At 64.0% G+C, this 25,990-nt stretch carries 24 protein-coding genes; 14 read left to right on the top strand and 10 right to left on the bottom strand.

All coding sequences use genetic code 11. From position 1 onward, the window contains the following. Positions 1-257: transposase (locus BLP96_RS10565; protein WP_143005097.1), on the top strand; the 257-nt coding region annotated here is incomplete at its 5' end. A 34-nt stretch (positions 258-291) separates the two neighbouring features. Here the strand turns inward: BLP96_RS10565 and BLP96_RS10570 are convergent. The 7 genes from BLP96_RS10570 to can form a co-directional block, all read right to left on the bottom strand. Then, complete coding sequence (locus BLP96_RS10570; protein WP_089685927.1) at positions 292-1,197, bottom strand: LysR family transcriptional regulator; 906 nt, start codon at positions 1,195-1,197, stop codon at positions 292-294. 58 nt (positions 1,198-1,255) lie between these two features. After that, positions 1,256-2,317: an ABC transporter ATP-binding protein gene (locus BLP96_RS10575; RefSeq protein ID WP_089685929.1), complete on the bottom strand. Its 1,062-nt coding sequence runs from the start codon at positions 2,315-2,317 to the stop codon at positions 1,256-1,258. Further along, positions 2,314-3,336: an ABC transporter ATP-binding protein gene (locus BLP96_RS10580; RefSeq protein WP_089685931.1), complete on the bottom strand. Its 1,023-nt coding sequence runs from the start codon at positions 3,334-3,336 to the stop codon at positions 2,314-2,316. Before BLP96_RS10580 ends, BLP96_RS10575 begins: the two co-directional genes overlap by 4 nt. Before the next feature lie 19 nt (positions 3,337-3,355). After that, positions 3,356-4,312: an ABC transporter permease gene (locus BLP96_RS10585; RefSeq protein ID WP_089685934.1), complete on the bottom strand. Its 957-nt coding sequence runs from the start codon at positions 4,310-4,312 to the stop codon at positions 3,356-3,358. Then, a complete protein-coding gene (locus BLP96_RS10590; protein WP_089685936.1) occupies positions 4,309-5,355 on the bottom strand; it encodes an ABC transporter permease in 1,047 nt (348 codons plus the stop codon). The genes BLP96_RS10585 and BLP96_RS10590 overlap by 4 nt, the downstream gene beginning before the upstream one ends. A gap of 98 nt (positions 5,356-5,453) precedes the next feature. Then, positions 5,454-7,031 (bottom strand): ABC transporter substrate-binding protein, encoded by a 1,578-nt coding sequence (locus BLP96_RS10595; RefSeq protein WP_089685937.1) that lies wholly within the window; start codon positions 7,029-7,031, stop codon positions 5,454-5,456. A gap of 158 nt (positions 7,032-7,189) precedes the next feature. Further along, complete coding sequence (gene can / locus BLP96_RS10600; protein WP_089685939.1) at positions 7,190-7,843, bottom strand: carbonate dehydratase; 654 nt, start codon at positions 7,841-7,843, stop codon at positions 7,190-7,192. A 159-nt stretch (positions 7,844-8,002) separates the two neighbouring features. Here can and gorA point away from each other — a divergent pair, with 159 nt between their 5' ends. From gorA to yidD, 10 genes are all read left to right on the top strand, one after another. After that, entirely contained in the window at positions 8,003-9,364 is a 1,362-nt protein-coding gene (gene gorA / locus BLP96_RS10605) for a glutathione-disulfide reductase (protein ID WP_245682226.1), read from the top strand. Between the two features lie 242 nt (positions 9,365-9,606). Next, positions 9,607-10,185 (top strand): diaminobutyrate acetyltransferase, encoded by a 579-nt coding sequence (ectA, locus tag BLP96_RS10610; protein WP_089685943.1) that lies wholly within the window; start codon positions 9,607-9,609, stop codon positions 10,183-10,185. A gap of 87 nt (positions 10,186-10,272) precedes the next feature. Next, positions 10,273-11,538 carry a diaminobutyrate--2-oxoglutarate transaminase gene (gene ectB, locus BLP96_RS10615; RefSeq protein ID WP_089685945.1) on the top strand — a complete coding sequence of 422 codons (1,266 nt, stop codon included), beginning with the start codon at positions 10,273-10,275 and terminating at the stop codon, positions 11,536-11,538. Positions 11,539-11,631: 93 nt separating this feature from the next. Continuing rightward, positions 11,632-12,051 carry an ectoine synthase gene (locus BLP96_RS10620; RefSeq protein WP_089685947.1) on the top strand — a complete coding sequence of 140 codons (420 nt, stop codon included), beginning with the start codon at positions 11,632-11,634 and terminating at the stop codon, positions 12,049-12,051. A 292-nt stretch (positions 12,052-12,343) separates the two neighbouring features. Continuing rightward, positions 12,344-13,171: an ATP-dependent zinc protease family protein gene (locus BLP96_RS10625; protein ID WP_245682227.1), complete on the top strand. Its 828-nt coding sequence runs from the start codon at positions 12,344-12,346 to the stop codon at positions 13,169-13,171. Positions 13,172-13,221: 50 nt separating this feature from the next. Next, entirely contained in the window at positions 13,222-14,727 is a 1,506-nt protein-coding gene (locus BLP96_RS10630; RefSeq protein ID WP_089685950.1) for an inactive transglutaminase family protein, read from the top strand. A 4-nt stretch (positions 14,728-14,731) separates the two neighbouring features. After that, positions 14,732-15,730, top strand: coding sequence for an alpha-L-glutamate ligase-like protein (locus BLP96_RS10635; protein WP_089685951.1), 999 nt, complete (start codon positions 14,732-14,734; stop codon positions 15,728-15,730). Between the two features lie 33 nt (positions 15,731-15,763). Next, positions 15,764-16,216, top strand: a complete 453-nt coding sequence (locus BLP96_RS10640; RefSeq protein ID WP_089685954.1) for a Fur family transcriptional regulator — start codon at positions 15,764-15,766, stop codon at positions 16,214-16,216. Between the two features lie 20 nt (positions 16,217-16,236). After that, positions 16,237-16,680, top strand: a complete 444-nt coding sequence (gene hisI, locus BLP96_RS10645; RefSeq protein ID WP_089685956.1) for a phosphoribosyl-AMP cyclohydrolase — start codon at positions 16,237-16,239, stop codon at positions 16,678-16,680. 3 nt (positions 16,681-16,683) lie between these two features. Beyond that, positions 16,684-17,025 carry a membrane protein insertion efficiency factor YidD gene (yidD, locus tag BLP96_RS10650; RefSeq protein WP_089685958.1) on the top strand — a complete coding sequence of 114 codons (342 nt, stop codon included), beginning with the start codon at positions 16,684-16,686 and terminating at the stop codon, positions 17,023-17,025. A gap of 28 nt (positions 17,026-17,053) precedes the next feature. Here yidD and BLP96_RS10655 read toward each other — a convergent pair whose 3' ends face one another. Continuing rightward, positions 17,054-17,479, bottom strand: a complete 426-nt coding sequence (locus BLP96_RS10655; protein WP_089685960.1) for a SufE family protein — start codon at positions 17,477-17,479, stop codon at positions 17,054-17,056. A gap of 27 nt (positions 17,480-17,506) precedes the next feature. Continuing rightward, the gene (locus tag BLP96_RS10660; RefSeq protein WP_245682228.1) at positions 17,507-18,592 is read right to left on the bottom strand and encodes a tyrosine-type recombinase/integrase; all 1,086 of its coding nucleotides are present in this window, start codon (positions 18,590-18,592) and stop codon (positions 17,507-17,509) included. Positions 18,593-18,950: 358 nt separating this feature from the next. Here BLP96_RS10660 and BLP96_RS10665 point away from each other — a divergent pair, with 358 nt between their 5' ends. Then, positions 18,951-20,006: a DNA-binding protein gene (locus BLP96_RS10665; protein ID WP_089685965.1), complete on the top strand. Its 1,056-nt coding sequence runs from the start codon at positions 18,951-18,953 to the stop codon at positions 20,004-20,006. A gap of 46 nt (positions 20,007-20,052) precedes the next feature. Here BLP96_RS10665 and nfuA read toward each other — a convergent pair whose 3' ends face one another. Next, on the bottom strand, positions 20,053-20,643 hold the full coding sequence (gene nfuA / locus BLP96_RS10670) for a Fe-S biogenesis protein NfuA (RefSeq protein ID WP_089685967.1): 591 nt from the start codon (positions 20,641-20,643) through the stop codon (positions 20,053-20,055). A gap of 249 nt (positions 20,644-20,892) precedes the next feature. Here nfuA and metH point away from each other — a divergent pair, with 249 nt between their 5' ends. Together metH and BLP96_RS10680 are read left to right on the top strand one after the other, a co-directional pair. Beyond that, on the top strand, positions 20,893-24,600 hold the full coding sequence (metH, locus tag BLP96_RS10675) for a methionine synthase (protein ID WP_089685969.1): 3,708 nt from the start codon (positions 20,893-20,895) through the stop codon (positions 24,598-24,600). Then, positions 24,597-25,961 carry an MATE family efflux transporter gene (locus BLP96_RS10680; RefSeq protein ID WP_422666817.1) on the top strand — a complete coding sequence of 455 codons (1,365 nt, stop codon included), beginning with the start codon at positions 24,597-24,599 and terminating at the stop codon, positions 25,959-25,961. Before metH ends, BLP96_RS10680 begins: the two co-directional genes overlap by 4 nt. Positions 25,962-25,990 lie beyond the last annotated feature (29 nt).

The following is a 25,990-nucleotide window of genomic DNA, read 5'->3' on the forward strand; positions in this document are numbered from 1 at the left end:
TCAGTTGGGAATCGGGTAGCTCCGTACGGGGACGTCCCCGCTTGTCGAAAGCCGGCAATCCGAAACTGCGTCAGAGCCTGTACATGGCAGCCGTCGTCGGGCTGAGGCGAAATCCGGATATCTCGGCGCTATACCAGCGGCTTATAACAAACGGCAAGAGCAAAATGGCGGCCTTGGGGGCGGCGATGCGGAAGCTGATCCACATCGCTTACGGTGTCCTCAAGACCCAGACCGAATATCGGCCACAAACCGCCTGATGGAATGTTTGTGGCCGGTTAGGAGAGATGGTATCTAGGGCGGGGCCGTCGACAGGGCGTCCCAGAACGTCGTCACGGCCGGCCGGTCGTCGTCGGCGCGACGATAGAGGCGAATCTCCAGTGGAACCTGCCAGCGTGTACCGCCGGCGGGCACCAGCGAACCGGCGGCAAGCGCGTCACGCACGCTGCGCTCGGGCAGCCAGCCGAGACCGTAGCCCAGCGCCACCAGTTCGCGAATGTTACCGCTCTGGATGCTTTCGTTGAGGATGCTGAATTCCGGGGCTTCACCGAGGCGGGCCAGGTGAGCGCGAATCGCAGCATCGATCAGTCCGCGGGGATGATAGGCGATCAGCGGCAGGCGCGAGGCGCCGTCGAGAGAGAACCGGGGACGGCCGTCCGCTTCCGGCAGCGAGACCGGGATCAACCGCTCGCGGTCGAGGTGCCGGGCTTCGAAGCCTTCGGTGTCGGGCTCGATGCCACAGGGCATGGGTGTCCAGTAGCACAGCACCAGATCGCACTCCTCACGGGCCAGTGCCCGAAAGTAGTCGTCCACCAGCCAGCCGGTGGCGCGCAGATAGGGGGCGACCGGAGGCGGTGTGCTCCACTGGCCGAGCCACTGCGGCATGAAGTGGATCAGCAGGCTTTGCGGCGCCGCCAGGCGCAGCTGTCCCGACTGCCTTTCGGCGAGCTGGGTCAGGCGCCGGCGCCCCTCGGTGACGCGCCGGGAAACGTCATGGCACAAGCTGAGGAATTCCTCGCCGGCCGGTGTCAACGACAGCGGCAGCGTCTGACGGTTGACCAGGGTGGTCCCCATCTCCTCCTCGAGCAGCTTGATGCGCCGTGAAAAGGTCGGCTGGGTGACGTTCTGCTGCTCGGCGGCCCGCGAGAAATGGCGGGTGTGGGCCAGGGCAATGAAGTCTTCCAGCCAGCGTAGTTCCATGTCGCCTCCCAGTGCAGGCGGGGCCCAAACCCGCCATTATGCCAGAGTGAGGCCGGCTTCAGTCGAGCCGGCCTTCTTCTACGGCATGACACGCGACCTGGGCGCCTCCATCGCTGGCGATCAGCGCCGGCACCTCCTCGCGGCAGCGCGCATCGGCGTGCGGGCAGCGAGCGTGGAAGACGCATCCCGAGGGAAGGTCGACCGGCGTCGGCACTTCTCCCTCCAGGCGAATGTGCTGCGGGCGGTCGTCCTCGAGGCGCGGAATCGCCGAGATCAGCGCGCGGGTGTAGGGGTGGCGCGGCGTGGCGAACAGCGTGGCCGTAGGGGCGACCTCGCACACCCGTCCCAGGTACATCACGGCCACCCGGGTGCCGAAGTGCTCAACCACGGCCAGATCGTGGGTGATGAACAGGTAGGTCAGATTGTGCTGCTGTTGGGCATCCATCAGCAGGTTGAGGACCTGCGCCTGGATGGAGACGTCGAGTGCCGAGATGGGTTCGTCGGCGACGATGAACTCCGGATCCACGGCCAACGCCCGGGCGATGGCAATGCGCTGTCGCTGGCCGCCGGAGAACTCGTGCCCGTAGCGCTTGCCCCAGTCCTGCGCGATGCCGACCGAGGCCATCACCTCGGCGACCTTGTCGGCGACTTTCTGGCGGGGCCAATCCGGATGGTGGAGACGAATCGGCTCCTCCAGAGTCTGCTGGATGGTCATGCGGGGATTGAGCGAGGCGTAGGGGTTCTGGAAGATCATCTGCATGCGCCGACGGTAGGGCATCAGCGCCTGGGTGGAGAGGTCGTCGATGCGTTGGCCGTCATAGCGGATCTCGCCAGCCGAGGGATGCAGCAGCCCCATCACCGTGCGCGCCACGGTGGACTTGCCACAGCCCGATTCGCCGACCACGCACAGTGCCTCGCCGCGCTGGATCTCCAGGTCGACGCCGTTGATGGCATGCACGCGCTTCTGTTCGCGGATCAGCTTGCCGCCTTTGAACTTCAACTGCTCGAGAAAGTCGCCGGAGAGCGAGAAGCGCTTCTCGAGGCCGCGAATTTCCAACAGCGGCCGGGTGGTGTCAGGAGCCGCCGTCTCGCCAGCGGGAGCGGTCATCGTGGCTGTCATCGTGTTGTCTCCTCCGCCGGGATGCGTTCGCGCTCGAGCATTTCGGTCACCATGTGGCAGGCCACCCGGCAGTTGCCCGAGGTAACGAACTCGGGTACCTGTGAATGGCAGGCGGAACGTTCGCTGCCGTCGGCTCGCTGGGTAAAACTGCAGCGCGGGTGGAAGGCGCAGCCACTGGGCAGGTTGTCCAGCGATGGCATGCTGCCGGGAATCTGGTTGAGCCGTTCGCCTGGAGTGGCCATCTGCGGCAGGGCGTTCATCAGCCCCTGGGTGTAGGGATGCTGGGGGGCGTTGATGATCTCGCGGGTCGGACCCTGCTCGATCACCCGGCCGGCATACATCACCAGCATCCGCTGGGTCACCTGGCTGACGACGCCGAGATCGTGCGTGATCAGGATCAGGCCGACGTTGTGCTTCTCACACAGCTCCAGCAGCAGCGCCATGATCTCGGCTTGGATGGTCACGTCCAGTGCTGTGGTCGGCTCGTCGGCGATGATGATGTCCGGGTCGAGCAGCAGGGCGATGGCGATGATCACCCGTTGCCGCATGCCGCCCGAAAGCTCGTGCGGGTATTGATCGAGACGCGCCTCGGGTGAAGGGATCTGTACCTGCTGGAGCTTGCGCAGGGCGATGGCGCGCGCCTCGCGGCTGGCGATGCGGCGGTGCGCCTTGAGACACTCGATCATTTGCTCGCCGATGGTGAGCACCGGGTTGAGGGTCATCATCGGATCCTGGAAGATCATCGAGATGCGATGGCCGCGAATTCGACGCAGCGCCCGGTCGCTCATGCCGGTGAGCTCCTGGCCGTCGAAGCGAACGCTGCCGCCGGCGATGTAGCCGGGTTTGGCGATCAGATTGAGCAAGCTGAAAGCGGCCACCGACTTGCCGGCGCCGGATTCGCCCACGATGCCCAATCGTTCACCGCGATCGAGGGTGAAGCAGACATCGCGCAGCGCCTTGACGTCGCCGCGACGCAGGGCGAAACGCACGTCCAGGTTGTTGACTTCGAGAAGTGACATGGGATCTCCGGAAGCGTTGTCAGCCCTTGTAGAGGCGCGGGTTGAGCACGTCGCGCAGCCAGTCGCCGAGCAGGTTGATCACCAGCACCAGCACCACCAGCACGGCACCGGGAAGCAGCGTGATCCACCAGGAGCCGGACTGAAGGTAGTCGAAGCCCGACTTGATCAGCGAACCCAGCGACGGGTGCGTCTCTGGCATGCCCAGTCCCAGGAAGGAAAGTGCCGCCTCGGAGATGATGGCGTTGGCCACTTGCACCGTGGAGATGACGAAGATCGGCGACAGGGTGTTGGGCAGGATGTGTCGAAACATGATGCGTCGGCTTGAGAGGCCCATGGTGCGGGCGGCATCGACGTACTCCTTGCCTTTCTCGGCGAGCACCGAAGCACGCACCGTGCGCGCGTACTGCGGCCATTCGGCGAGACCGATGATCAGCACCAGAAGCGGCACGGCATAGGCGCTGAAGGTGGCACTGCCGAAGATCGCCTTGACCACAGCGCCAACCACGATGGCCACCATCAGGGTGGAAAAGGAGAGTTGGATGTCGGCCAGGCGCATCAGGAAGGCATCGATGCGACCGCCCAGGTAGCCGGCCAGCAGCCCGAAGCAGATCCCCAGGATCGCCTGCAGGGCCACGGCGCCGAAACCGATGATCAGCGATACCCGCGCGCCGTAGAGAATGGTGGATAGCAGGTCGCGACCCTGGGCGTCCGTACCGAGGACGTAGGCCTCCTCGCTGCCGGGAATCCAGAAGGGCGGAAGTTCCGAGGCGAGAATGTCGATCTGTGCCAGGTCATAGGGGTTCATCGGCGCCAGCCAGGGCGCCAGGACGGCGCAGGCCACCAGGGCAATGAACACGATCAGGCTCAGCTGGGCGACCAGGTCGCGCTTGAAGCTGTAGAGGAGATAGGAGTCGCGAAAGCGCTGCCAGCGACTCGTGGCGGGGGAGCTCTCGATGGCGGAGTTCAAAGTGCTCATGCGGGTTTCCCTGTCAGCTTGACGGTGGGATTGACCAGGCCATAGATGAGGTCGACCAGGGTGTTGGTGATCACGAAGATCAGCCCCACGATCATCAGATAGGTGACGATCAGCGGGATGTCTGAGCGCTCGATGGCGTCGAGGAACATCAGCCCCATCCCCGGCCACTGAAAGACCGTCTCAGTGAGGATGGTGTAGGCGACCAGGGTCCCGATCTGCACCCCGCCCACGGTGATCACCGGTAGCATGGTGTTCTTGAGCGCGTGCAGGAAGTAGATGCGGCGCAGACGGATGCCCTTGGCGCGGGCGAACTTGACGTACTCCGATTGCAGCACTTCCAGCATCTCGGCACGGATCAGGCGAATGAACAGAGGCAGCATGATCGAGGCCAGCGAGATGGCCGGCAGCACCAGGTAGAGCAGGCCTCGGGGTGAGGCGAAGTTGGTATACCAGGTGCCGAAGACGTGGACCGGATCGCCGCGACCGTAGGCCGGCATGCCGCCTTCGGTGGTGACCAGGTCGTTGAGCCAGTTTCCCCAGGCGGTATCGGTGGGGAAGGGCGTCCAGCTCACGCCGATGGCGAACAGCTGGATCAGCACGATGGCGGTCAGAAACACCGGAATCGAGATGCCGACGATGGAGACGCCCATGAAGAAGCGCGACAGCCAGGCCCTCGGTTTGATGGCGCTATACACGCCGATGGGCACCGACAGCGCGATGATCAGAAAGGTGGCCGCTGCCACCAGCTCCAGCGTCGCTGGCAGGTGCCTGGCAATCACCTCGGTGGTGGGCTGGTTGAAATTGTAGGAGTAGCCGAAATCGAACCGGGCGGCATTCTTGGCAAAACGCAGGTACTGCACCAGGAAGGGATCGTTGAGGCCCAGTTCTTCGCGCAGGGCTTCTCGCTCGCTCTCGGGCACCGACTGGCCGACCATCTGCTGGATGGGGTCGCCCAGGTTGTCCTGTATCGAAAAGGCGATGAGGCTGATGACGAACATCACCAGCAGCGCATGAAAGATGCGCTTGACCAGAAAGGCGATCATGGGTGGCGTCCTGTTGGCAACGCAAGGCGACACGCCCCTGCGGGGCGTGTCACCGGGTCAGGTTCATGGGTTGCCGGCCGGGTGGCCGGCGGAATGGATCACTCTTCCTCGATGACCAGATCCCCGAGGTAGGGGAAGTTCATCACGTTGAGCACCGGTTCGATGTCGACGTTGGGGGCGGAGGCCCAGGCCAGATCCTGCCAGTGCAGCGGCACGAAGGCAGCCTCGTCGTAGAGGGTCTGCTCGACCTGCTGAAGCATCTCGGCGCGCTGTTCGAGATCGACCTCGACGTTGGCCTCGGAGACCAGCTTGTCGAGTTCCGGGTTGCAGTAGTTGCCGGCGTTGTATTGGCCGGCCCCCGTGTCTGCATCCGGGCAGGCGGTCAGGTACTCGTGGAAGTTGGCGCTGTCCTCGGTATCGGCGTGCCAGCCGATCATCATCATGTCGGCGGCACGGTCGTCGAACTCGCCCCAGTACTGCGCCTTGGGCATGGTCTTGAGGTCGACGTCGACGTTGATGCGCGCCAGCATGGTGGCGACCGCCTGGGCGATCTTGGCGTCGTTCACGTAGCGGTTGTTGGGCGCCATCATGGTGATCTCGAAGCCATCGGCATAGCCGGCCTCGGCCATCAGTTCCTGGGCCTTCTCCAGGTCATAGCGGCGCTCGAGAGACTCGATGTGGCCCGCATAGCCTTTGGGAGAGAACTGCGCCGCCGGCGTGGCGAAGCCCTTCATCAGGCGATCGGCGATGGCATCCTGGTTCACGGCGTAGGCGAAGGCCTGGCGCACCCGCTCGTCCTGGAAGGCATCGACGCGGTTCTGGTCCATGTGGAAGAAGATGATGCGGGTACCGGACATGGTGACGAGCTCGGCATCGTCGCTTTCACGTACCCGCTCCAGGTCGTTGGGCGGCACCGGGGCGATGAAGTCGACGTCGCCGGAAAGCAGAGCGGCCACGCGGGTGGCGTTCTCGCTGATCGGCGTGTGCACGATGCGATCGACGTTGCCCGGGGAATCCTCGTCCCAGTAGTCGGGGTTACGCTCGAACTCCATGCGGGTGCCTTTCTGGTGCTCGACCACGGTGAAAGGCCCGGTTCCGGAGAGGTTGGACGAGGCGAAGGAGTTGCCGTTCTTGACGATCTCGTCCTTGGGATCGCCATCCTCGGCGGTGCCGCTGTAGAAGGCGCTGTCCATCGGGAAGACGTAGGTGGCCAGGTTGAGCAGCAGCGGATAGGGTTCGCCGGTCTTGAACTCGACGGTATGTTCGTCGATGGCAGTGACGCTTTCGACAGGGGTGAAGATGCCCTTGAAGTCCGGGCTGCGCTTGAGACGCTCCACGGTCCACACCACGTCGTCGGCGGTGAAGGCGTTGCCGCTGTGGAACTCGACGCCTTCGCGCAGGGTCATGCGCATGGTGGTGTCGTCGACCTGCTCCCAGCCAGTGGCCAGGCGCGGCTCGAAGTCGAGATCGCTCGTCCAGCGCACCAGGGGATCATGGGTCATGTGGGAGAGCTGCAGAATGCCGCCCGATAGCTGCTCGTGGATGTCCAGTGATACCGGGTCTGCATCGTAGGCCATGCGCAGGGTGGTCTGTGCAGCGGCCAGGCTCGGCAGCAGCGTCGCGCCGGTCACGGTGGCGCCGATCATGCCGGCTAGCAGGGTCTTCTTGAAAGTCATGTGTAATTCCCTTGTCGGGTTGTTGTTGGCGCGCGACCCGGTCGGTCGCGCTCATGGTACGTTCGCTAACATAGGGATCCGGGCGAGAACAGAACAATCGAAATTCCGAGAGGAGCCATGCGCCAGGTGCATGAACGGCGATGGTCGGGAGAAGGGGATCACCGTGCCGGCGGTGCCGTTACTTGCTCGATGCGGTAAAGAGTCGCGACCTGATCCAGGTCGGTGACGCTGCATTCGAGGTCGCGAATTCGACCATCGTCTAGGCCGTAGATCCAGCCGTGGACGGCCAGATGCTGGCCGCGCTGCCAAGCCTGCTGGATGATCTTGTTGTGGCACACGTTCATGACCTGCGAACGCACGTTGAATTCGCACATGCGATTCACCCGATCGTCCAGCGGCAGGTCGGCCAGCTCATGGCGATGTTGGCAGTATAGTTCACGAACCGAATGCAGCCAGAGATCGACCATGCCGTTGTCACCGCCCTCGACGGCGGCTCGCACGCCGCCGCAGCCATAATGTCCGACGACCATGATGTGACGGACTTCGAGCACGTCCACGGCGTACTGCAGCACCGACAGGGCGTTGAGATCGTTGTGATGGACGAGGTTGGCCACATTGCGATGTACGAAGACTTCGCCCGGCGGCAGCGAGATGATCTGATTGGCGGGTACGCGGCTGTCGGAGCAGCCGATCCATAGGTAGTCGGGATTCTGCTGTCGTGACAGCCGAGCGAAGAAATCGGGATCCTCCTGGCACATTCGCTGGGACCAGGCGCGATTGTTGTCGAGCAGGGCGGCGATTTCCTGTTTCATCTCGGCAGTTCCTGTTGTCGACCGGTAGGCCGGCCCTTGTAACCCCGGCTGGTGCCCGCGTCAACCGCGCTCTCCCGCGGTCCGGACATGGCTGGTACCATCACGCTCAACGAGCGGGACCGCGACGGCGCCCGACATCCCAGGAGCAAGGAGACTGCCGTGTCAGACTTCGACTACGACCTCTTCGTCATCGGCGCCGGTTCCGGCGGCGTCCGGGCAGCACGCACCGCCGCCGCCAGCGGCGCACGGGTCGCGGTGGCCGAGGAGCGTTACCTGGGCGGCACCTGCGTCAACGTGGGATGCGTGCCCAAGAAGCTTTACTCGCATGCCGCCCACTTCCACGATGCGTTCGACGACAGCGCCGGCTTCGGCTGGACGCTGCCCGCCGCGCCGCAGTTCGATTGGCCCACCTTGCGCGACAACAAGATCAGCGAGATAAAGCGCCTCAATGGCATCTACGACGATCTGCTGGAGAGTGCCGGCGTGCATCTGATCCATGGGCGGGCGCGCATTCTCGATGCGCATCGCGTGGAGGTGTCGGGGGAAAGGCTGAGCGCCGAGAAGATACTCGTCGCCGTGGGCGGGTGGCCCTGGGTGCCGAATTTCCCGGGCAACGAGCATGTGGTGACCTCCAACGAGGTGTTCGATCTGGAGCGGTTCCCCGAGCGATTCCTGGTGCTGGGCGGCGGTTACATCGCCGTGGAGTTCGCCAGCATCTTCAACGGTCTGGGTAGCGAGACCCACCTGATCTACCGAGGGGAGCTGTTTCTGCGCGGTTTCGATCGGGAGGTGCGCGAGTTCGCGCGCGACGAGATGGCCAAGAAAGGGGTGCAGTTGCACTTCGGGAGCAACATCGAGCGCATCGACCGGGGCGAGACGGGCCTGACGGTGACCTTGACCTCCGGCGATGTCCTCGAAGTGGATGCGGTATTGGCGGCGACGGGTAGGCGCCCTCATCTGGCGGAGCTCGGCCTGGATGCTCTGGGCATCGAACTCACCGACAGCGGGCATCTGTCGGTCAACGAGCGTTTCGAGACCTCGGTGCCATCGATCCTTGCTCTGGGCGACGTGACCGGGGGCCCCGAGCTCACCCCGGTGGCGCTGGCCGAGGCGATGCAACTGGTGCAGCACCATTTCGGTGACGCTGCGCCGAAGCCCCTCGACTACGAGCGCATCGCCACGGCGGTGTTCTGTCATCCCAACATCGGTACGGTGGGCCTCTCCGAAGAGGCGGCTCGGCAGCGCTGCGGTGCCGTGCGCGTCTACCGTACCGACTTCCGTCCGCTCAAGCACACGCTTTCCGGCAGTCAGGAGCGCTGTCTGATCAAGCTCATCGTCGACGATGCCAGCGACGTGGTGGTCGGTGCACACATGGTGGGAGAGGAGGCCGGCGAGGTGATACAGGGTATCGCCATCGCCGTACGGGCCGGCCTGACCAAGGCCGATTTCGATGCCACCGTGGGCATCCATCCCACCGGGGCGGAGGAGTTCGTGACGCTGCGTACACCGAGCCGTACCTGACGTTTCTCGGCGGTGTGCATCCCTGTGCAGCATGACGGCGGGACATCGGGACATAGGGCGTCTCGCCGTCGTTGCTCCAGGAGAAGCCAGAGCGGCTGGACTAGACTAGGAAGCATGGCCCAACGCATTGGCGTCGAACATAATCTGGCGTTATGGAATGATGCATCAGCCATAATGCCCGTTTTGATTTGGCGGCAAGCCCTGCTATCATGCTTTCGACATCGCTACAGCGAAGCCAAACCATGAACCTGACTCCACAGCCTTTCACTCCTTCAGCCGACCTTGCCCGTCCCAGCGTGGCGGATGCCGTCGTCGGCAGTGATGCTGCGCCGTTGTTCATTCGCAAGCCCAATCCCGATGACGGCTGGGGCATCTACGAACTGGTCAAGTCCTGTCCTCCGTTGGATGTGAATTCCGCCTACGCTTACCTGCTGCTGGCCACCCAGTTTCGGGATACCTGTGCGGTAGCCACCGACGAGGAGGGCGATATCGTCGGCTTCGTTTCCGGCTACGTGAAGAGCAATGCGCCCGACACCTATTTCCTGTGGCAGGTGGCCGTCGGTGAGAAAGCCCGCGGCACCGGACTCGCTCGCCGCCTGGTAGAGGCCGTGATGACACGCTCCGAGCTGTCCGAGGTCCATCACCTGGAGACCACCATCACGCCTGACAACCAGGCCTCATGGGGACTCTTCCGGCGCCTCGCAGATCGCTGGCAGGCACCGCTCAACAGTCGTGAATACTTCTCTACGGACCAGCTCGGCGGCGAGCACGATCCCGAGAATCTGGTGCGTATCGGTCCTTTCGAGACCGATCGACTCTGATAGGCCCGCCCGAACATACGCCCGGATGATCATGCATGATCATCCGCGTCACCCGCTATGTCATTCCCATCCCAAGGAGGTCGCACGATGCAGACCCAGACCCTCGAACGCATGGAATCCAACGTTCGGACCTATTCGCGCGCTTTTCCGGTCGTGTTCACCAAGGCCCAGAATGCCCGGTTGACCGATGAAGCGGGGCGCGAATACATCGACTTTCTCGCCGGTGCCGGTACCCTGAACTATGGACACAACAATCCGCAGATCAAGCAGGCCCTGCTGGACTATCTGGCCGAGGACAACATCGTTCACGGTCTGGACTTCTTCACCGCGGCCAAACGCCATTATCTGGAAACCTTCGAGGAGGTCATCCTCAAGCCACGAGGCCTGGACTACAAGGTGCAGTTCCCCGGGCCTACCGGTACCAACGCCGTCGAAGCGGCCATTCGCCTGGCGCGCAATGCCAAGGGTCGCCACAACATCGTCACCTTCACCAATGGCTTCCACGGCGTGACCATGGGCGCACTGGCCACCACCGGCAACCGCAAATTCCGCGAGGCCACCGGTGGCGTGCCGACGGTAGGCGGTAGCTTCCTGCCTTACGACGGCTACCTGGGCGAGGGGACCGATACCCTCGACTACTTCGAGAAACTGCTGGGCGACAAGTCCGGCGGTCTCGACGTGCCGGCCGGCGTCATCGTAGAGACGGTACAGGGCGAAGGGGGGATCAACGCCTGTGGCCTGGAGTGGCTCAAGCGCCTGGAAGGCATCTGCCGTGCCCACGACATCCTGCTGATCGTCGACGACATTCAGGCGGGTTGCGGGCGTACCGGCAAGTTCTTCAGTTTCGAGCATGCCGGCGTGGTGCCCGACATCGTCACCAATTCCAAGTCGCTTTCCGGCCTGGGCCTGCCGTTCTCCCAGGTGCTGATGCGCCCCGAACTGGATGTCTGGAAGCCCGGCCAGTACAACGGCACCTTCCGCGGTTTCGCGCTGGCGTTCACGACGGCGGCGGCCGCTCTGGAACACTTCTGGCGCGATGACAGTTTTGCCGAGGAGGTCCAGCGCAAGGGGGAGATCGTCGCCGAGCGTTTCGGCCGGATCGCTGCGTGGATTCGCGAACAGGGCATCGAGGCTTCGGAGCGAGGCCGCGGCCTGATGCGTGGCATCGACGTGGGCAGCGGCGATATCGCCGACAAGATCACCGGCAAGGCCTTCGAGAACGGTCTTGTGATCGAGACCAGCGGCCAGGACGGTGAAGTGGTGAAGTGCCTGTGCCCCTTGACCATCCCCGACGAAGACCTGCTCAAGGGGCTGGACATTCTCGAAGAAAGCGCCAAGTCGGCCCTGCGCTGATAGTCTGCAAGGGTGGCCGGAAGTCGGCCATGGGTCCATCGGCCGGCCGCGAGGATGCGGCCGGCCCGATAACGATTCAACGAGGATTCATCCATGATCGTTCGCAATATCGAAGAAGCGCGCCAGACCGATCGCCTGGTCAAGGCCGAGAACGGTAACTGGGACAGCACGCGCCTGGTGCTGGCCAATGACGGCGGCCAGTTCTCGTTCCACATCACGCGGATCTACGAAGGTACCGAGACGCATATCCACTACAAGCATCACTTCGAGTCGGTGTATTGCATCGAGGGCGAAGGCGAGGTCGAGACACTGGCGGACGGCAAGATCTGGCCGATCAAGCCGGGCGACATCTATGTCCTCGATCAGCATGACGAGCACCTGTTGCGCGCGCACAAGACCATGCATCTGGCGTGCGTCTTCACGCCGCCGATCACCGGCAAGGAGGTGCATCGCGAAGATGGCTCCTACGCACCGCCCGAAGAACTCGAAGCGGATGACAAGAAGCCGATCTGAGACGGATTTCGCTCGGCAGTGATGACGACGACGCCCCGAAGGCACGCTTCGGGGCGTCGTCGTCTGTCGTCAATAGCGACCACGCAGGAACGGTGTGCGCCATGCCACGCATAGGGCGACCCAATTGTTCGCATAATGTATATTATGTTAAATACGCCATGCGTCGAACACCGCAACGATCACTTCGTGGTGATGACTGACGCTTGGCGAACCGAACCCCGTCGCCGCGTTGGACAAGCGGCGCGGCGACTCCGTATCATCAGGGATCATTCCACGCCGTGAAGCCCTGTTCATGCACCATTTCCTGCGAACGTCCGCCGTCATGTCGCTGGCCTCCCTGATGCTTGCGGGGTGTGGCCTGACGCCTCCCCGCGAACCGACGCCGCCACCGCTGACCAACGAAGCATTCGAAGCTCGCATGGACCGCCTGGAAGCCTCGCTATCCAGCAGTTGCAGCGTGTCTCAGCAGGCGCTCGAGGAACAGCAGCTCACGCAGCAGACGCTGGTCGCTGACGTACGCGAGGTAGGCGGCCTGCTTCGCGAGCTGCGCAACGACATGAGCGCGCAGGATGACGACTCGGGTCAGAGCCTCGATGTCATGAGTGCTTGCCAGGCCGTTTCGGATCGCTTCAATGACAAGGTGGTGCTGGGTCGCAGCGAATGGATCGGGTTGCCGGACGTGGGTACCTATCTCAAGGCACGCATCGATTCGGGCGCCAATACCTCTTCCCTTTCTGCCGTTGACGTCACCGAGTTCGAACGCGATGGAGAAAACTGGGTTCGCTTCAAGCTCGGCCTGGTCGATAGCGATACGGTCATCGAGAGCGTGCGCGGCGAGTGGATCGAGGCGCCCGTCGAACGCCGCGTTCGTGTCATCCAGTCTGCCGGTGAGCAATCCCGTCCCGTGGTGAACCTGATGACATCGCTGGGACCGATAAGCGAGCGCGTGGAATTCACCCTGAACGATCGTACCCATCTCGACTATCCGGTCTTGCTCGGGCGCCGCTTCTTCATGGATATTGCATTGATCGACGTGGCCGAGCAGTTCGTGCACCCGCGTCCGGAGTACGACGACGCCGAGGAACAGTCGGATGAGGCTTCCTCCAGCGACGATGCTTGAAGAGCGACGATGCTCGAAGACTGGTCCGTTGCCTCGCTCAAGGAAGATTCATGTCACGACTCTCTTTCTATTTGATCATTGCCTTGCTGGTAATCGCTGGCGCTGCCCTGACGGTGCACCGTCACGTCCAGTTCGAAGTGCCCTGGACTCCCGGCGAGCAACGCCAGGTTTGGGAGATCCAGGCCGAGGTCAACTTCGTCGCCGACGGTGGCCCCGCCAAGGTCAACATGGCGCTGCCCACCAGTCAGCAGGGCTTTCGCATTCTCACCGAGCACACGGCCTCCCCCGGCTATGGCCTGACCTTCCTCGAAGAGCGAGGTGGACGTCGTGCGGAGTGGACCACCCGCGAGGCCGAGGGCGATCAACAGCTCTATTACAGCGTCCAGGCACTGGAATCGCCCTCGTCGCGTCACGCGGACGTGGAGCCGCCCGCGGAAAGCAACGACATCGTCTGGGAGTCGCCCTACGATACGGCCGCCAGCCAGGTCATCGAGCGTGCCTGGTCGCGTAGTGCCGATGCCTATTCCTTCGCGCGTCAGTTGATCAGCGACTTCACCGACGAGCGCGAAGGCGAGAACGCTCGCCTGCTGCTGACGCAGTTCGACCGCACTCCTCTGCTCGTGCGCCTGCTCAACCAGGCCGACGTCAGGGCTCGCCAGGTCAGCGGGTTGATGCTAGAGGATGGCCGACGGCGTCAGCGGCTGACGTCCTGGATTCAGGTGTTCGACGACAACGAGTGGGCCCTCTTCGACCCGCGCACCGGCGAGCAAGGCAAGCCGGACAATCTGCTGCTCTGGGAGTCGGTCGGTCAGGCAGTGCTGGAAGTCGAGGGCGGCAACAATTCGCGCGTCGACTTTTCGATGATCTCGCGCAACCAGCCGGCAGCCTCGGCCGTGCGTAGCCAGCTCGTTGAGGATACCCTGCTCAACTTTTCCATCCACAGCTTGCCCCTCGAAGAACAGGCGCTCTTTCAGACGATTCTGCTGATACCGATCGGGGCTCTGGTGGTGGTGGTGCTGCGCGTCATCGTGGGTATCAAGACATCCGGCACCTTCATGCCGGTACTGATCGCCCTGGCATTCATACAGACATCGCTGCTCACCGGCATCGTGGGCTTTCTGTTGGTCGTCTCCGTGGGGCTGGTCATCCGCAATTACCTCTCCTACCTCAACCTATTGCTGGTGGCGAGAGTGTCGGCGGTGATCATCACGGTGATCGCCATCATCTCGATCTTTTCGGTGATCTCGTATCGGGTGGGGCTCAATGCCGGGCTGACCATCACCTTCTTCCCGATGATCATCCTCGCCTGGACCATCGAACGGATGTCGATACTGTGGGAAGAGGAAGGCCCCAAGGAGGTTCTGATCCAGGGTGGAGGCAGCCTGCTCACCGCAGTACTCGCCTACCTCGCCATGAACAATCCCTGGATTCGTCACATCACGTTCAACTTCCTGGGCGTTCAGCTGATACTCATGGCGCTGATTCTGTTGCTGGGCAACTATACCGGCTACCGGTTGCTCGAGCTGCGTCGCTTCAAGCCCGTCACCGAGGACTGATGCCATGTGGGCCTGGCCCAAGCAACTGAAAAGCCGCGGCATCATTGGCATGAACCGCCGCAACATCCGCTACATCGGGCGCTACAACGATCGGCGGCTCTACCCGCTGGTCGACGACAAGCTCCAGACCAAGCTGCTCGCCGAGCGGCATGGCATCACCACGCCGGCGTTGATCGGCACCGTCACCACTCAGTTCGGCATCAAGCATCTCGGCAACATGGTGGCCAGTGTGGCCGGGTTCGTGATCAAGCCCGCCAAGGGTAGCGGCGGCAAGGGCATTCTCGTCATCGAGCGCGTCGAGGGCGATCGCTTCATCAAGCCCAGCGGAGCCGCGCTCACCTTGAAGGATCTCGAGCGTCACGTCTCCAACATCCTCTCGGGGCTCTATTCGCTGGGTGGCTCGCCTGACGTGGCCGTCGTCGAGGCGCTGATCAACTTCGACGAGCGTTTCTCCGCCTATACCTACGAGGGTGTCCCCGACATTCGGGTGGTGGTGTTCCGGGGCTACCCGGTGATGGCCATGATGCGGCTCTCCACCGCGGCGTCCGATGGCAAGGCCAATCTCCACCAGGGGGCCGTCGGCGTGGGGCTGGACCTTGCCAGTGGGCGCGCCTTGCGCGGGGTGCAGTTCGATCGGGCGCGACACGACCATCCCGATACCGGCCACGAGCTGGCCAGCCTGGCGATCCCCGACTGGCGCAGTCTGCTGATGCTGGCGGCGAGCTGCTACGAGATGACCGGGCTCGGTTATCTGGGCACCGACATGGTACTCGATCGTGATCGAGGGCCGATGCTGTTGGAGCTCAATGCTCGCCCCGGCCTCGCTATCCAGATGGCCAACGGGGAAGGCTTGCGTCGACGTCTCGACAGCGTGGAGCGCCAAGCCGACGGGCTCGACGTGGCAGCACGCGTCGATTTTGCGCAGCGCCACTTCGCCCGCCGTGGCGAGCTGCCGCCGCCGGAAGATGCCTCACCGCTGGCCGGCATGGCTGCCGGCGCGTAGAATGGTGGCGGTATTCAGCGCAGCGGACCCGCCATGACCGATACCAGCAGTCTGCTCCTGCAGGCCGAGCGACAGTGCCAGCGGCACGGCGTACGCTTCACGCCCATTCGCCGTCGCGTGCTCGAAATGATCGCGGCGGCCAGCGGTGGGCTCAAGGCCTATGAACTCCTCGATCGCCTGGCGGCCGAACATGCCGCCGCTCGCCCGCCCACGGTCTACCGAGCCCTCGAGTTCCTCATCGACCAAGGACTCGTGCATCGTATCGAGTCGCTCAATGCCTTCGTGGCCTGCCCCTGTCCGGAACACGCCCATGGTTTTCAGCTGCTGATCTGCCGCGAATGCGGTCGTGTCGAAGAGCTGCACCTCGATGACGTCAATGCCCAGCTCGATCGCCGGGCTCGCGATCTCGGTTTTCGCGTGGACCGCCAGACCATCGAGCTGCTGGGGCGCTGCGAGGCGTGCCTGCTGACCACTGCCAGTGCCTGAGATTCTCTTTGGGAGTGCCCATGGCCGATCTATTCAAGCAACTCGAGCGCGCCGCGCAGGCGACGAGCCGGCCGCTCGCCGATGTCCTCGATGCCGTACGTTTCAACGCCGATGGCCTGATACCCGCCATCGCCCAGCAGCATGACAGTGGCGAAGTGCTGATGATGGCGTGGATGAATCGCGAGGCTCTGGAGGAAACGTTGAACACCGGGCGCGTCTGTTACTGGTCGCGCTCGCGCGGTCGGCTATGGCGCAAAGGGGAATCGTCGGGGCAGCAGCAGCATCTGCGCGCTGCACGTCTCGACTGCGATGGCGACACCCTGCTACTGCACGTCGAGCAGACCGGTCCTGCCTGCCATACCGGCCGCCGAAGCTGCTTCTACGTGGCGCTGGAGGGCAACCAGGCACAAGTGGTCAGCGCACCTCTCGTCGACCCCGAGACGCTCTACGGTCAGGGGCATTGAGTCATGGCCTGCCTGTCCGCCTGGCTCAGCGGACTCGTCCGCGGCCTGGTGCGTGCGCTGGGGTGGTCGATGGTCGCCCTGGTCAAACTCTATCAGGTAACACTGAGCCCTCTGCTCGGTCCCCGCTGTCGCTATTGGCCGAGCTGCTCCAATTACACACTGGAGGCGATTCGCGTGCACGGTCCACTCAAGGGTGGATGGCTGGCATCGCGACGCCTCGTTCGCTGCCACCCCGGCTGCGAAGGCGGCATCGATCCGGTACCCGGCGGGCCCAGCGAGGCGCTGTGCCGGGCCGACCCTGAACTGGACGAACACTTCCGGCACCGCGATGGTGCATCGCACTGAGGCACAGCCTGTTCGCGCCGTCGCGGTGTCAGGCGGCCTCTTCTTCGGCAACCTGGTAGATGCGTGCCAGCATGCTGTGCAGACCGTTGCTGCGCGTCGGTGACAGGTGCTTGTCGAGGCCCAGATCCTCGAGGAAATGCGGGCTGGTGTTACGGATCTCGGCTGCTGGACGGTCGTTGTAGATGCGCATCAGAACGGCGATCAGTCCCGAGACGATGGCAGCATCCGAAATCGCCTCGAAGTGAAGCCGTTCACCGTCGCGGCTGTGATGCATCCAGACGTTCGACTGACAGCCCTGAATCTTGCGTTCATCGGTCTTCCACTCATCGGGGAAGGCCGGCAACTGTTTGCCCATGTCGATGAGGTACTGGTAGCGATCCATCCAGTTATCGAACATGTCGAACTCGTCGAGCAGTTCCTGCTGGGCCTGCTCGGCAGTGGTTTCGATACTCATGGTGGCTCCTTGAAAGGGTTACGACCATTATAGCCTTCCACCCCGGGCTTCGACGAGGCCATGTACGGCTTGCTGACGGTGCCATTCCTCGTCCTCGGCATGCAGGTAGCGGGCCGTGGTGTCGAGCCGCGCATGGCGCGCGGTAGCCGCCAGGAAACGCAGCTCCACGCCGGACTGGGCCTGATGAGTGAGCGCCGTATGGCGCAGCCAGTGCGGTGTGGCCCGGCGCAGGCGCGACACCGCCTCGGCCGCTTCTCCGCCCTGCTCCGCTTCCAGCGCTGTGGCGGCCTCGCAGAAGGTCTCGCGTATCAGTCGATAGAGCCGGTTGGCGCCGAGAGCGCGTCGGCCGTCGAGGGTGCGCAGCAGCGGCGCCTCTTCGCCGGGCGACGGTAGCGGTGAAAGATCCAGAGCGCTGCGCCAGCCCTGGAGCAGCGTCATCATGTCCGGTGGCACGGGAATCACCGCCACCTTGTCGCCCTTCCCCACGACCCGCCACCACCAGCGTCCCTCGCGACGGTGGAAGTCTTGCATGCGTGCCGCGCTCATTTCGGCGATCCGTGGAGCCAGCAGATAAGCAAAACCGAACACGAAGCGTCGCCGTGACCGTTCGAAGCGCACTCGCGCTGCGGCATCCTCATCGATCGGCGCGCTCAGCCAGGCCCACAGCCACTCCCAGAGCGGTCGCTCCAGGTAGCGTTCGATACGTGGCGCACGATTGTCGAGGCGCCGTCGCTTGTCGCGCATCAGGCGAAACGGATTGTGAGCGACCCAGCCGGCTTCGCGGAGCCAGGCGAACAGCCCCTGCAGGATCACCAGGCTCTGGCGACGGCTGGCCGCCGACAGCGGACCGCGCAAGGGTCGCCATTCGGCGCTGGTGCGTGGTCGTGGTGGGCCCACCCAGCGGTGCCGGGGTCTGGGGTCGGCCAGAAAGGCTTCGAAGGCATCGAGATCGTCACGGCGCAGGCTGCCCAGCTCCCTGCCCTGCTCGCCCAGCCACAACAGCAACCGCTCCGCCTCGCGGCGATAGGCACGCTGCGTACGAGGGCTGTCACGGTACTCGGCAAGCCATCGTGCCACGGCCTCGGCATCGCTGCGCGCAGCGATGTGCAGCATGTCCGATGCCGGCGCGGCAGCGCTTTCGAGGCCGCCATCTCCTGGTGCGCGTGGCAGGTCCGAAATGGGGCGCTCACCGGAAGCGGGCATTGGCTCAGCGCAAGACCTGCTCTCCGCATCGTCTGGCATCCGCTCTTCCCCGCTCGGTCCAATGGGTTTCCATGTTTCGTACTTGCCGCAACGATTGTCGGCATTACGCAGTCTATGGTCAAGATAAGCCGCGTAATCTTGATTTTATTCCAAATTTCATAGTGTAATTATGTAATACGCGCAATATGATATACTGCCGTCATCGGCCTCGGACGGAGCTTGCCGCCTGGGCGCAGGCCGAATCACATGCACCATCGAGGAGAACGACATGGCGCGCAGCGGAGTGCAGTACGAGGACGTTGAGCGAGCCATCGAGACGCTGCTCGCCCAAGGGGAAACGCCCAGCGTACAGAAGGTGCGTGAGGTACTGGGTACGGGGAGCTTCACCACCATCAGCGAGCACCTGAGGGAATGGCGGGCCCGCCGAGAGGAGCGGCGTGACTCTCTGCCCGGCCGCGACATTCCGGAAAGCGTGGCGACGCTCGCCGAGCGGCTGTGGCAACACGCTCAGGAGGCGGCCGGTGAGGTGCTGGGAGAGTATCGCGAACAGGCTGACCGCCAGGTGGTCGCAGCTCAGGAAGCCGTGCAGGAGGCGCAGCGCCAGGCCGAAGACGCGGTACAGCGTGAAGCCGCGCTGGCCCAGCATCTGGCTGACATCCAGCAACGGCTGGAAGATCGCAGCGCTGCCCTGGCCACCCGCGAAGCGGAACGCGATCAATGGCGGCAGGAAGCGAACCAGCTGGCGGAGCGCCTGCGCCGCTTGAACGAGCGGCTCGAGGGACAGCAGGCCGAGCACGAACAGCGAATGAAAGAGCATCGAAAAGCGATGGCGGAGCGAGAAGCGCAGAACCGTGCGCGGCTCGCCCAGGAGGAGCAGCGCCATGAAAGCGCCGAGGCGAGGCTGATGGGGCTGCTCGATGAAGCGCGCCGTGAGCGGCAAGCGGTGGAGAAGGCGCGAGCCCACCGCGAACGTCAGCTCGAGACGCGTCTCGAAGCACTGCAGCAGCAGATCGAGGAGGTCAACGCGACGCTTTCCGAGGAGGAGAAGCGCCACCGGGAAACCGACTGGGCCAGGCGTCGCGCCGAAGAGCAGGCCGCGAATCGCCAGCGCGAGCGGGAACTGCTGCAGGCGCGAATCGACGAGCAGCGGAGGCTGCTGGAACAGCAGTCACAGCGCCTGCGTGAGCTGGAAAGTCAGCTCGGTCGCTGGTTGCGGCATGTTTCGGCGGTCCGTACGGGCGATGCGGCGGAGTCCGGAAACGCCGAAGGCTCCGCGACTGCGGAGCCTTCCGAAAAATCCTCGGATACTGAAAGGGAGCGCTGATTCACGTCGCGACCGTCGCCGCCGCGCAGCAGGCAGTCATTGCTTCCTAACGGTAGTAGGCGTTCGTCGTGTCCGTATGGTCGGTGACATCGCGAATGCCGGCCAACTCGGGAATGCGCTCCAACAGCGTGCGCTCGACGCCCTGCTTGAGGGTCAGATCGACCGCCGCACAGCCCTGACAGCCGCCGCCGAAGGCGAGTACCGCGACCTGGTTCTCGGTCAGTTCGATCAACTTGATCTCACCGCCGTGGGCGGCCAGGCCCGGGTTGATCTCGCTGTAGAGAATGTAGTTGACGCGATCCTCCAGCGGACTGTCGGCGTTGACCTTGGGCATCTTGGCATTGGGCGCCTTGATGGTGAGCTGCCCGCCCATGCGGTCGGCGTTGAAGTCGACCACGGCTTCCTCGAGGAAAGGAATGCTGTGCTTGTCGACGTAGACGGCCAGCTTGTCGAGATCCAGCCGCTCGTCGGTCGGCTCTTCTTCGCCGGGCCGACAGTAGGCCAGGCAGGTCTCGGCATAGGGCGTGCCCGGCTGGGTGATGAAGATGCGCACGGCAATACCCTCGACGTTCTGCTTGGCGAGCAGTTCGGCGAGGTAATCCTGGGCGCTGTCGGTAATCTCGATGATCTCGCTCATGGTATTCTCGCTAGCCTGGCTGCAGTGGGAAAGGCAGCCGTCATTGGTCTTGCGTCATGGTAAGCAAAAGCCGAGGCAGAGACAATCCCGACCGTTTTCGTCGGTCTTTGTCCGTTGCCCTGCCCTCGCTACGGCGCATTTGCTACCATACGGCCCTATTTGTGCCGCCCATGTCCATAAAGACGCCTCCCGGTGTCGGGCGGCCTGCCCAACCTCGACGTGATACTGCGCTGGAGATCGAACCGACCCATGGCTGCCGTTCCCACTGCCCTGACTGCCTCCCTCACCGAACGCCTCGGCGAGCGCATCCTGATGCTCGACGGGGGCATGGGGACCATGCTTCAGAACGCCGGGCTCTCCGAGGCGGAATTCCGCGGCGAGCGCTTCGCCGACTGGAGCTGCGATCTCAAGGGCAACAACGATCTGCTGGCTCTCACCTGCCCCGACCTGGTCACGCGCATTCATCGTGAGTATCTCGAGGCGGGCGCGGACATCATCGAGACGAACACCTTCAACAGTACGCGTCTCTCCCAGGCCGACTACGCCATGGAAGACCTGGTGCCCGAGCTCAATCGCGAAGCGGCCCGACTGGCTCGCGAGGTCTGCCATGCCGTGGCTGCCGAAACCGGTGTGCCGCGCTACGTGGCCGGGGTACTCGGGCCGACCTCGCGCACCGCTTCGCTGTCGCCCGACGTCAACGATCCTGCCAAGCGCAACGTCACTTTCGATCAACTGCGCGACAATTACTACGAGGCCGCCGAGGCGCTGATCGAAGGCGGTGCCGATCTCATCCTGATCGAGACCATCTTCGACACCCTCAATGCCAAGGCGGCGATCTACGCGCTGGAGGAGCTCTTCGAGACGCGCGGCGAGCGTTTCCCGGTGATGATCTCCGGGACCATCACCGATGCCTCCGGGCGCACGCTTTCCGGCCAGACCACGGAGGCCTTCTGGAACTCGGTGAGACACGCGCAACCGTTTTCCATCGGTCTGAACTGCGCGCTGGGCGCCGAGGAGCTGCGCCCTTACCTGAAAGAGCTGGCCACCAAGGCCGACACCTTCGTCTCCGCGCACCCCAACGCCGGCCTGCCCAACGAGTTCGGGGAGTACGACCAGTCGCCCGAGGAGATGGCGGGCATCGTCGCCGAATTCGCCGAGAGCGGCCTGGTCAACATCATCGGCGGCTGTTGCGGCAGCACGCCCGAGCACATCGCCGCCATCCACCGGGCACTGCGTGGGATGCCGCCCCGCGAGGTGCCGACGATTCCCCGCACCTGTCGCCTGTCGGGCCTCGAGCCGTTCAACATCGCCGCCGACTCGCTGTTCGTCAACGTGGGCGAGCGTACCAACGTCACCGGTTCGGCGCGCTTCAAGCGATTGATCGTCGAGGAAGACTACACCACGGCGCTGGAGGTGGCTCTCGAGCAGGTCGAGAACGGGGCCCAGATCATCGACGTCAACATGGACGAGGGCATGCTGGAGTCGCAGGAGGCGATGGTGCGCTTCCTCAACCTGATCGCCGGAGAGCCGGACATCGCCCGGGTACCGATCATGATCGACTCCTCCAAGTGGGAGATCATCGAGGCGGGCCTCAAGTGCGTTCAGGGCAAGGCGGTGGTCAACTCCATCTCGATGAAGGAGGGCGAAGACGCCTTCCGCGAGCAGGCCACGGCCTGCCGTCGCTTCGGGGCCGCCGTGGTGGTGATGGCCTTCGACGAGCATGGCCAGGCCGACACCTTCGCGCGCAAGACCGAGATCTGCCAGCGCGCCTACCGGATCCTGGTCGATGAGCTCGATTTTCCCCCGGAAGACATCATCTTCGACCCCAACATCTTCGCCATCGCCACCGGCATCGAAGAGCACGACAATTACGCCGTCGACTTCATCGAAGCGACGCGCTGGATCCGCGAGCACCTGCCTCATGCGCTGGTATCGGGCGGCGTCTCCAACGTCTCCTTCTCGTTTCGCGGCAACAATCCGGTGCGCGAAGCGATCCATTCGGTGTTCCTCTATCACGCCATTCGTGCCGGACTGACCATGGGCATCGTCAACGCCGGTCAATTGGCCGTTTACGACGACCTCCCCGAAGAACTGCGCGAGGCCGTCGAAGACGTGGTGCTCAACCGCCGCAACGACAGCACCGAACGCCTGGTCGACCTGGCCGAGACGTACAAGGGAGACGGATCGGGCGGCGCCCGGAAGGAAGACCTGGAGTGGCGCAGCTGGGAGGTTGAGAAGCGTATCGAGCATGCCCTGGTCAAGGGCATCACCGCCTACATCGAGGAAGACACCGAGCTGGCCCGCCAACGGGCGCAGCGGCCCATCGAAGTGATCGAAGGGCCGCTCATGGACGGGATGAACGTGGTCGGCGACCTGTTCGGCGACGGCAAGATGTTCCTGCCCCAGGTGGTCAAATCGGCCCGCGTCATGAAGCAGGCGGTGGCCTACCTGATTCCCTACATCGAGGCGGAGAAAGCCAGGAATCAGGACACGCGGGCCAAGGGCAAGATCGTCATGGCCACGGTGAAGGGCGACGTGCACGATATCGGCAAGAACATCGTCGGCGTCGTCCTGCAGTGCAACAACTATGAAGTGGTCGACCTCGGCGTCATGGTGCCGGCGGAGAAGATCCTGCAGACGGCGCGCGAGGAGAACGCCGATATCATCGGCCTTTCCGGCCTGATCACGCCGTCGTTGGACGAGATGGTGCACGTGGCCAAGGAGATGCAGCGCCAGGGCTTCACCATCCCGCTGCTGATCGGTGGGGCGACCACCTCCAAGGCGCACACCGCCGTCAAGGTCGAACCCGGCTACGCCTCGCCGGTGATCTACGTGGCCGATGCCTCGCGTGCCGTGGGCGTGGCCGGCAAGTTGCTCTCGGCGGACCTCAAGGACGCCTATGTCGCCGAGATCCGCGCCGACTACGAGCAGGTGCGCGCGCGCAACGCCAAGCGCCGCCCCAAAGCCGCCGATCTCGGCTACGCCGAGGCGCGGCGCCGCAAGTTGCCCATCGAGTGGGCCGGCTACACGCCGCCACGTCCGAATATCACCGGCCTCGTGACGTTCGACGACTACGACCTCGAGGAACTCGTCGAGCGCATCGACTGGACGCCCTTCTTCATGAGCTGGCAACTGGCCGGCAAGTACCCCAGGATTCTCGACGACCCCAAGGTCGGCGAGGCGGCGCGTCAACTGTTCGCCGATGCCCAGGCGATGCTGCGCAAGCTGATCGACGAGCGTCTGGTGCAGGCCCGCGGCGTCATCGGCCTGTGGCCAGCCAACAGCGTCGACGACGACGTCATCGAGGTGTATGCCGACGAATCGCGCAGCGAGGTCGTCGAGCGGCTGAACCACATCCGCCAGCAGACCACCAAGAACCGCGACGGCGTCTGTTACAGCCTGGCCGATTTCGTGGCCCCCAAGGAGAGCGGCAAGCCCGACTGGATCGGCGGCTTCGCGGTGACCACCGGGCATGGCGTGGAGCGGCTCGCCGAGCGCTACAAGGCCGCCGGCGACGACTACAACGCCATCCTCGTTCAGGCACTCACCGACCGTCTCGCCGAGGCCTTCGCCGAACGCATGCACGAGCGGGTGCGCAAGGAATTCTGGGGTTATGTCCCCGACGAGACGCTCGACAACGATGCCCTGATCGCCGAGAAGTATCAGGGCATTCGCCCGGCACCGGGCTACCCCGCCTGCCCCGACCACACGGAAAAGCCCGCCTTGTTCCGATTGCTCGATGCCACCGCCAATGCCGGGATCGAACTCACCGAGAACTTCGCCATGTGGCCGGCCGCGGCGGTATCGGGCTGGTACTTCTCGCATCCGCAATCCAAGTACTTCTCCACGGGCAAGATCACTCGCGAACAAGTCGAGGCGCTGGCCAGCCGCAAGGGCATGTCGCTCGCAGAACTCGAACGCTGGCTCGCTCCGGTACTCTCCTACGATCCGGCATGATGTCGCTGAGCCGGAACGAACGCTTGGATCGTCTGCGACTCGATCCGCAGCGCCGCCAGCGAATCCTGCGTCTGGCATTACCGATCGTTGCCGGGATGCTGTCGCAGAGCCTGATCAATCTGATCGACGCAGCGCTGGTCGGCTCGCTCGGCGAGACATCGCTGGCCGGCGTGGGCATCGGCGGCTACGCCATGTTCCTGGTGACCGCTCTGGTGTTCGGTCTCTCCTCGGGCGTGCAGGCACAGACGGCCCGGCGTCACGGCGAGGAGGACTGGTCGCGCCTGGCAGTGCCGCTCAATGCCGGTTTGCTGATTGCGCTACTGTCGTCCATTCCCCTCGCCCTGCTCTGCTTGTGGCAGGCTCCTGGTTTGCTGGCATGGATCAACCAGGATGCCGCGGTGCAGGCCGAGGCGGTCGATTACTTCCGTTGGCGGGTGGTGTCGCTCGCTGCAGTGGCGATGATTTTCTGCTTTCGTGGCTACTGGAACGGTATCCAGGATACCGCCATCTATCTGCGCATCCTGCTGATGATGCATGTCGTCAACGTGGCGGCGAGTCTGGTGCTGATCTTCGGCTATCTGGGCATGCCGGCCATGGGCGCTGCCGGTGCCGGTGCCGGGACTACCCTGTCGCTCTATGCGGGGCTGGCCATCTGGGCCTGGGTGAGTGCCCGCCACGCGCGGCGGTGCGGCTTTCTCGACACCCTGCCGCAGCGCTTCACCGTCGTCACCACTTTGCGTCTTGCCACGCCGCACTCCTTCCAGCAGCTGTGGTTCGCTGCCGGCTATGCCGTGCTGTTCTGGATCCTCGGCCAGGTCGACACGGCCAGCGTGGCCGTGGGCCACGTGCTGGTGAACCTCTCGCTGCTGTTGATCTTGCCCGGTGTCGGCCTGGGCATGGCCGCCATGAGCCTGGTCGGCCAGGCGCTGGGACGCCAGGCCCACGGCGACGCTCACCGCTGGGGCTGGGATGTGGTGCGTCTGGCCTGGTTGAGCCTGGCGACGCTGGCCCTGCCCATGGCGCTGTTCCCCGACGCCGTGCTGGGGCTGTTCCTCCACGACCCCGCCCTGGTGGCCCTGGGGCGCGTGCCGCTGCAGCTCACCGCCGTCATGATCGTGCTCGATGCCGCTGCCCTGGTACTCGGCCAGGCGCTGCTGGGCGCCGGTGCCAACCGCACCGTGATGACCACCACCCTCACCCTGCAGTGGCTGGTGTTCCTGCCGCTCGCCTGGTGGGTCGGAGTGGCCCTGGATCAGGGGCTGCTCGGCATCTGGTGGGTGCAGCTCGGCTATCGCTGCCTCAACTCGCTGTGGTTCGCCCTGATCTGGCAGCGCCGCCACTGGCAACGTCTTGAGGTCTAGCACCGAGGCTGGCAGGATGATTCTGCCAT

Source organism: Billgrantia gudaonensis, from assembly GCF_900100195.1.
Taxonomy (GTDB): domain Bacteria; phylum Pseudomonadota; class Gammaproteobacteria; order Pseudomonadales; family Halomonadaceae; genus Halomonas; species Halomonas gudaonensis.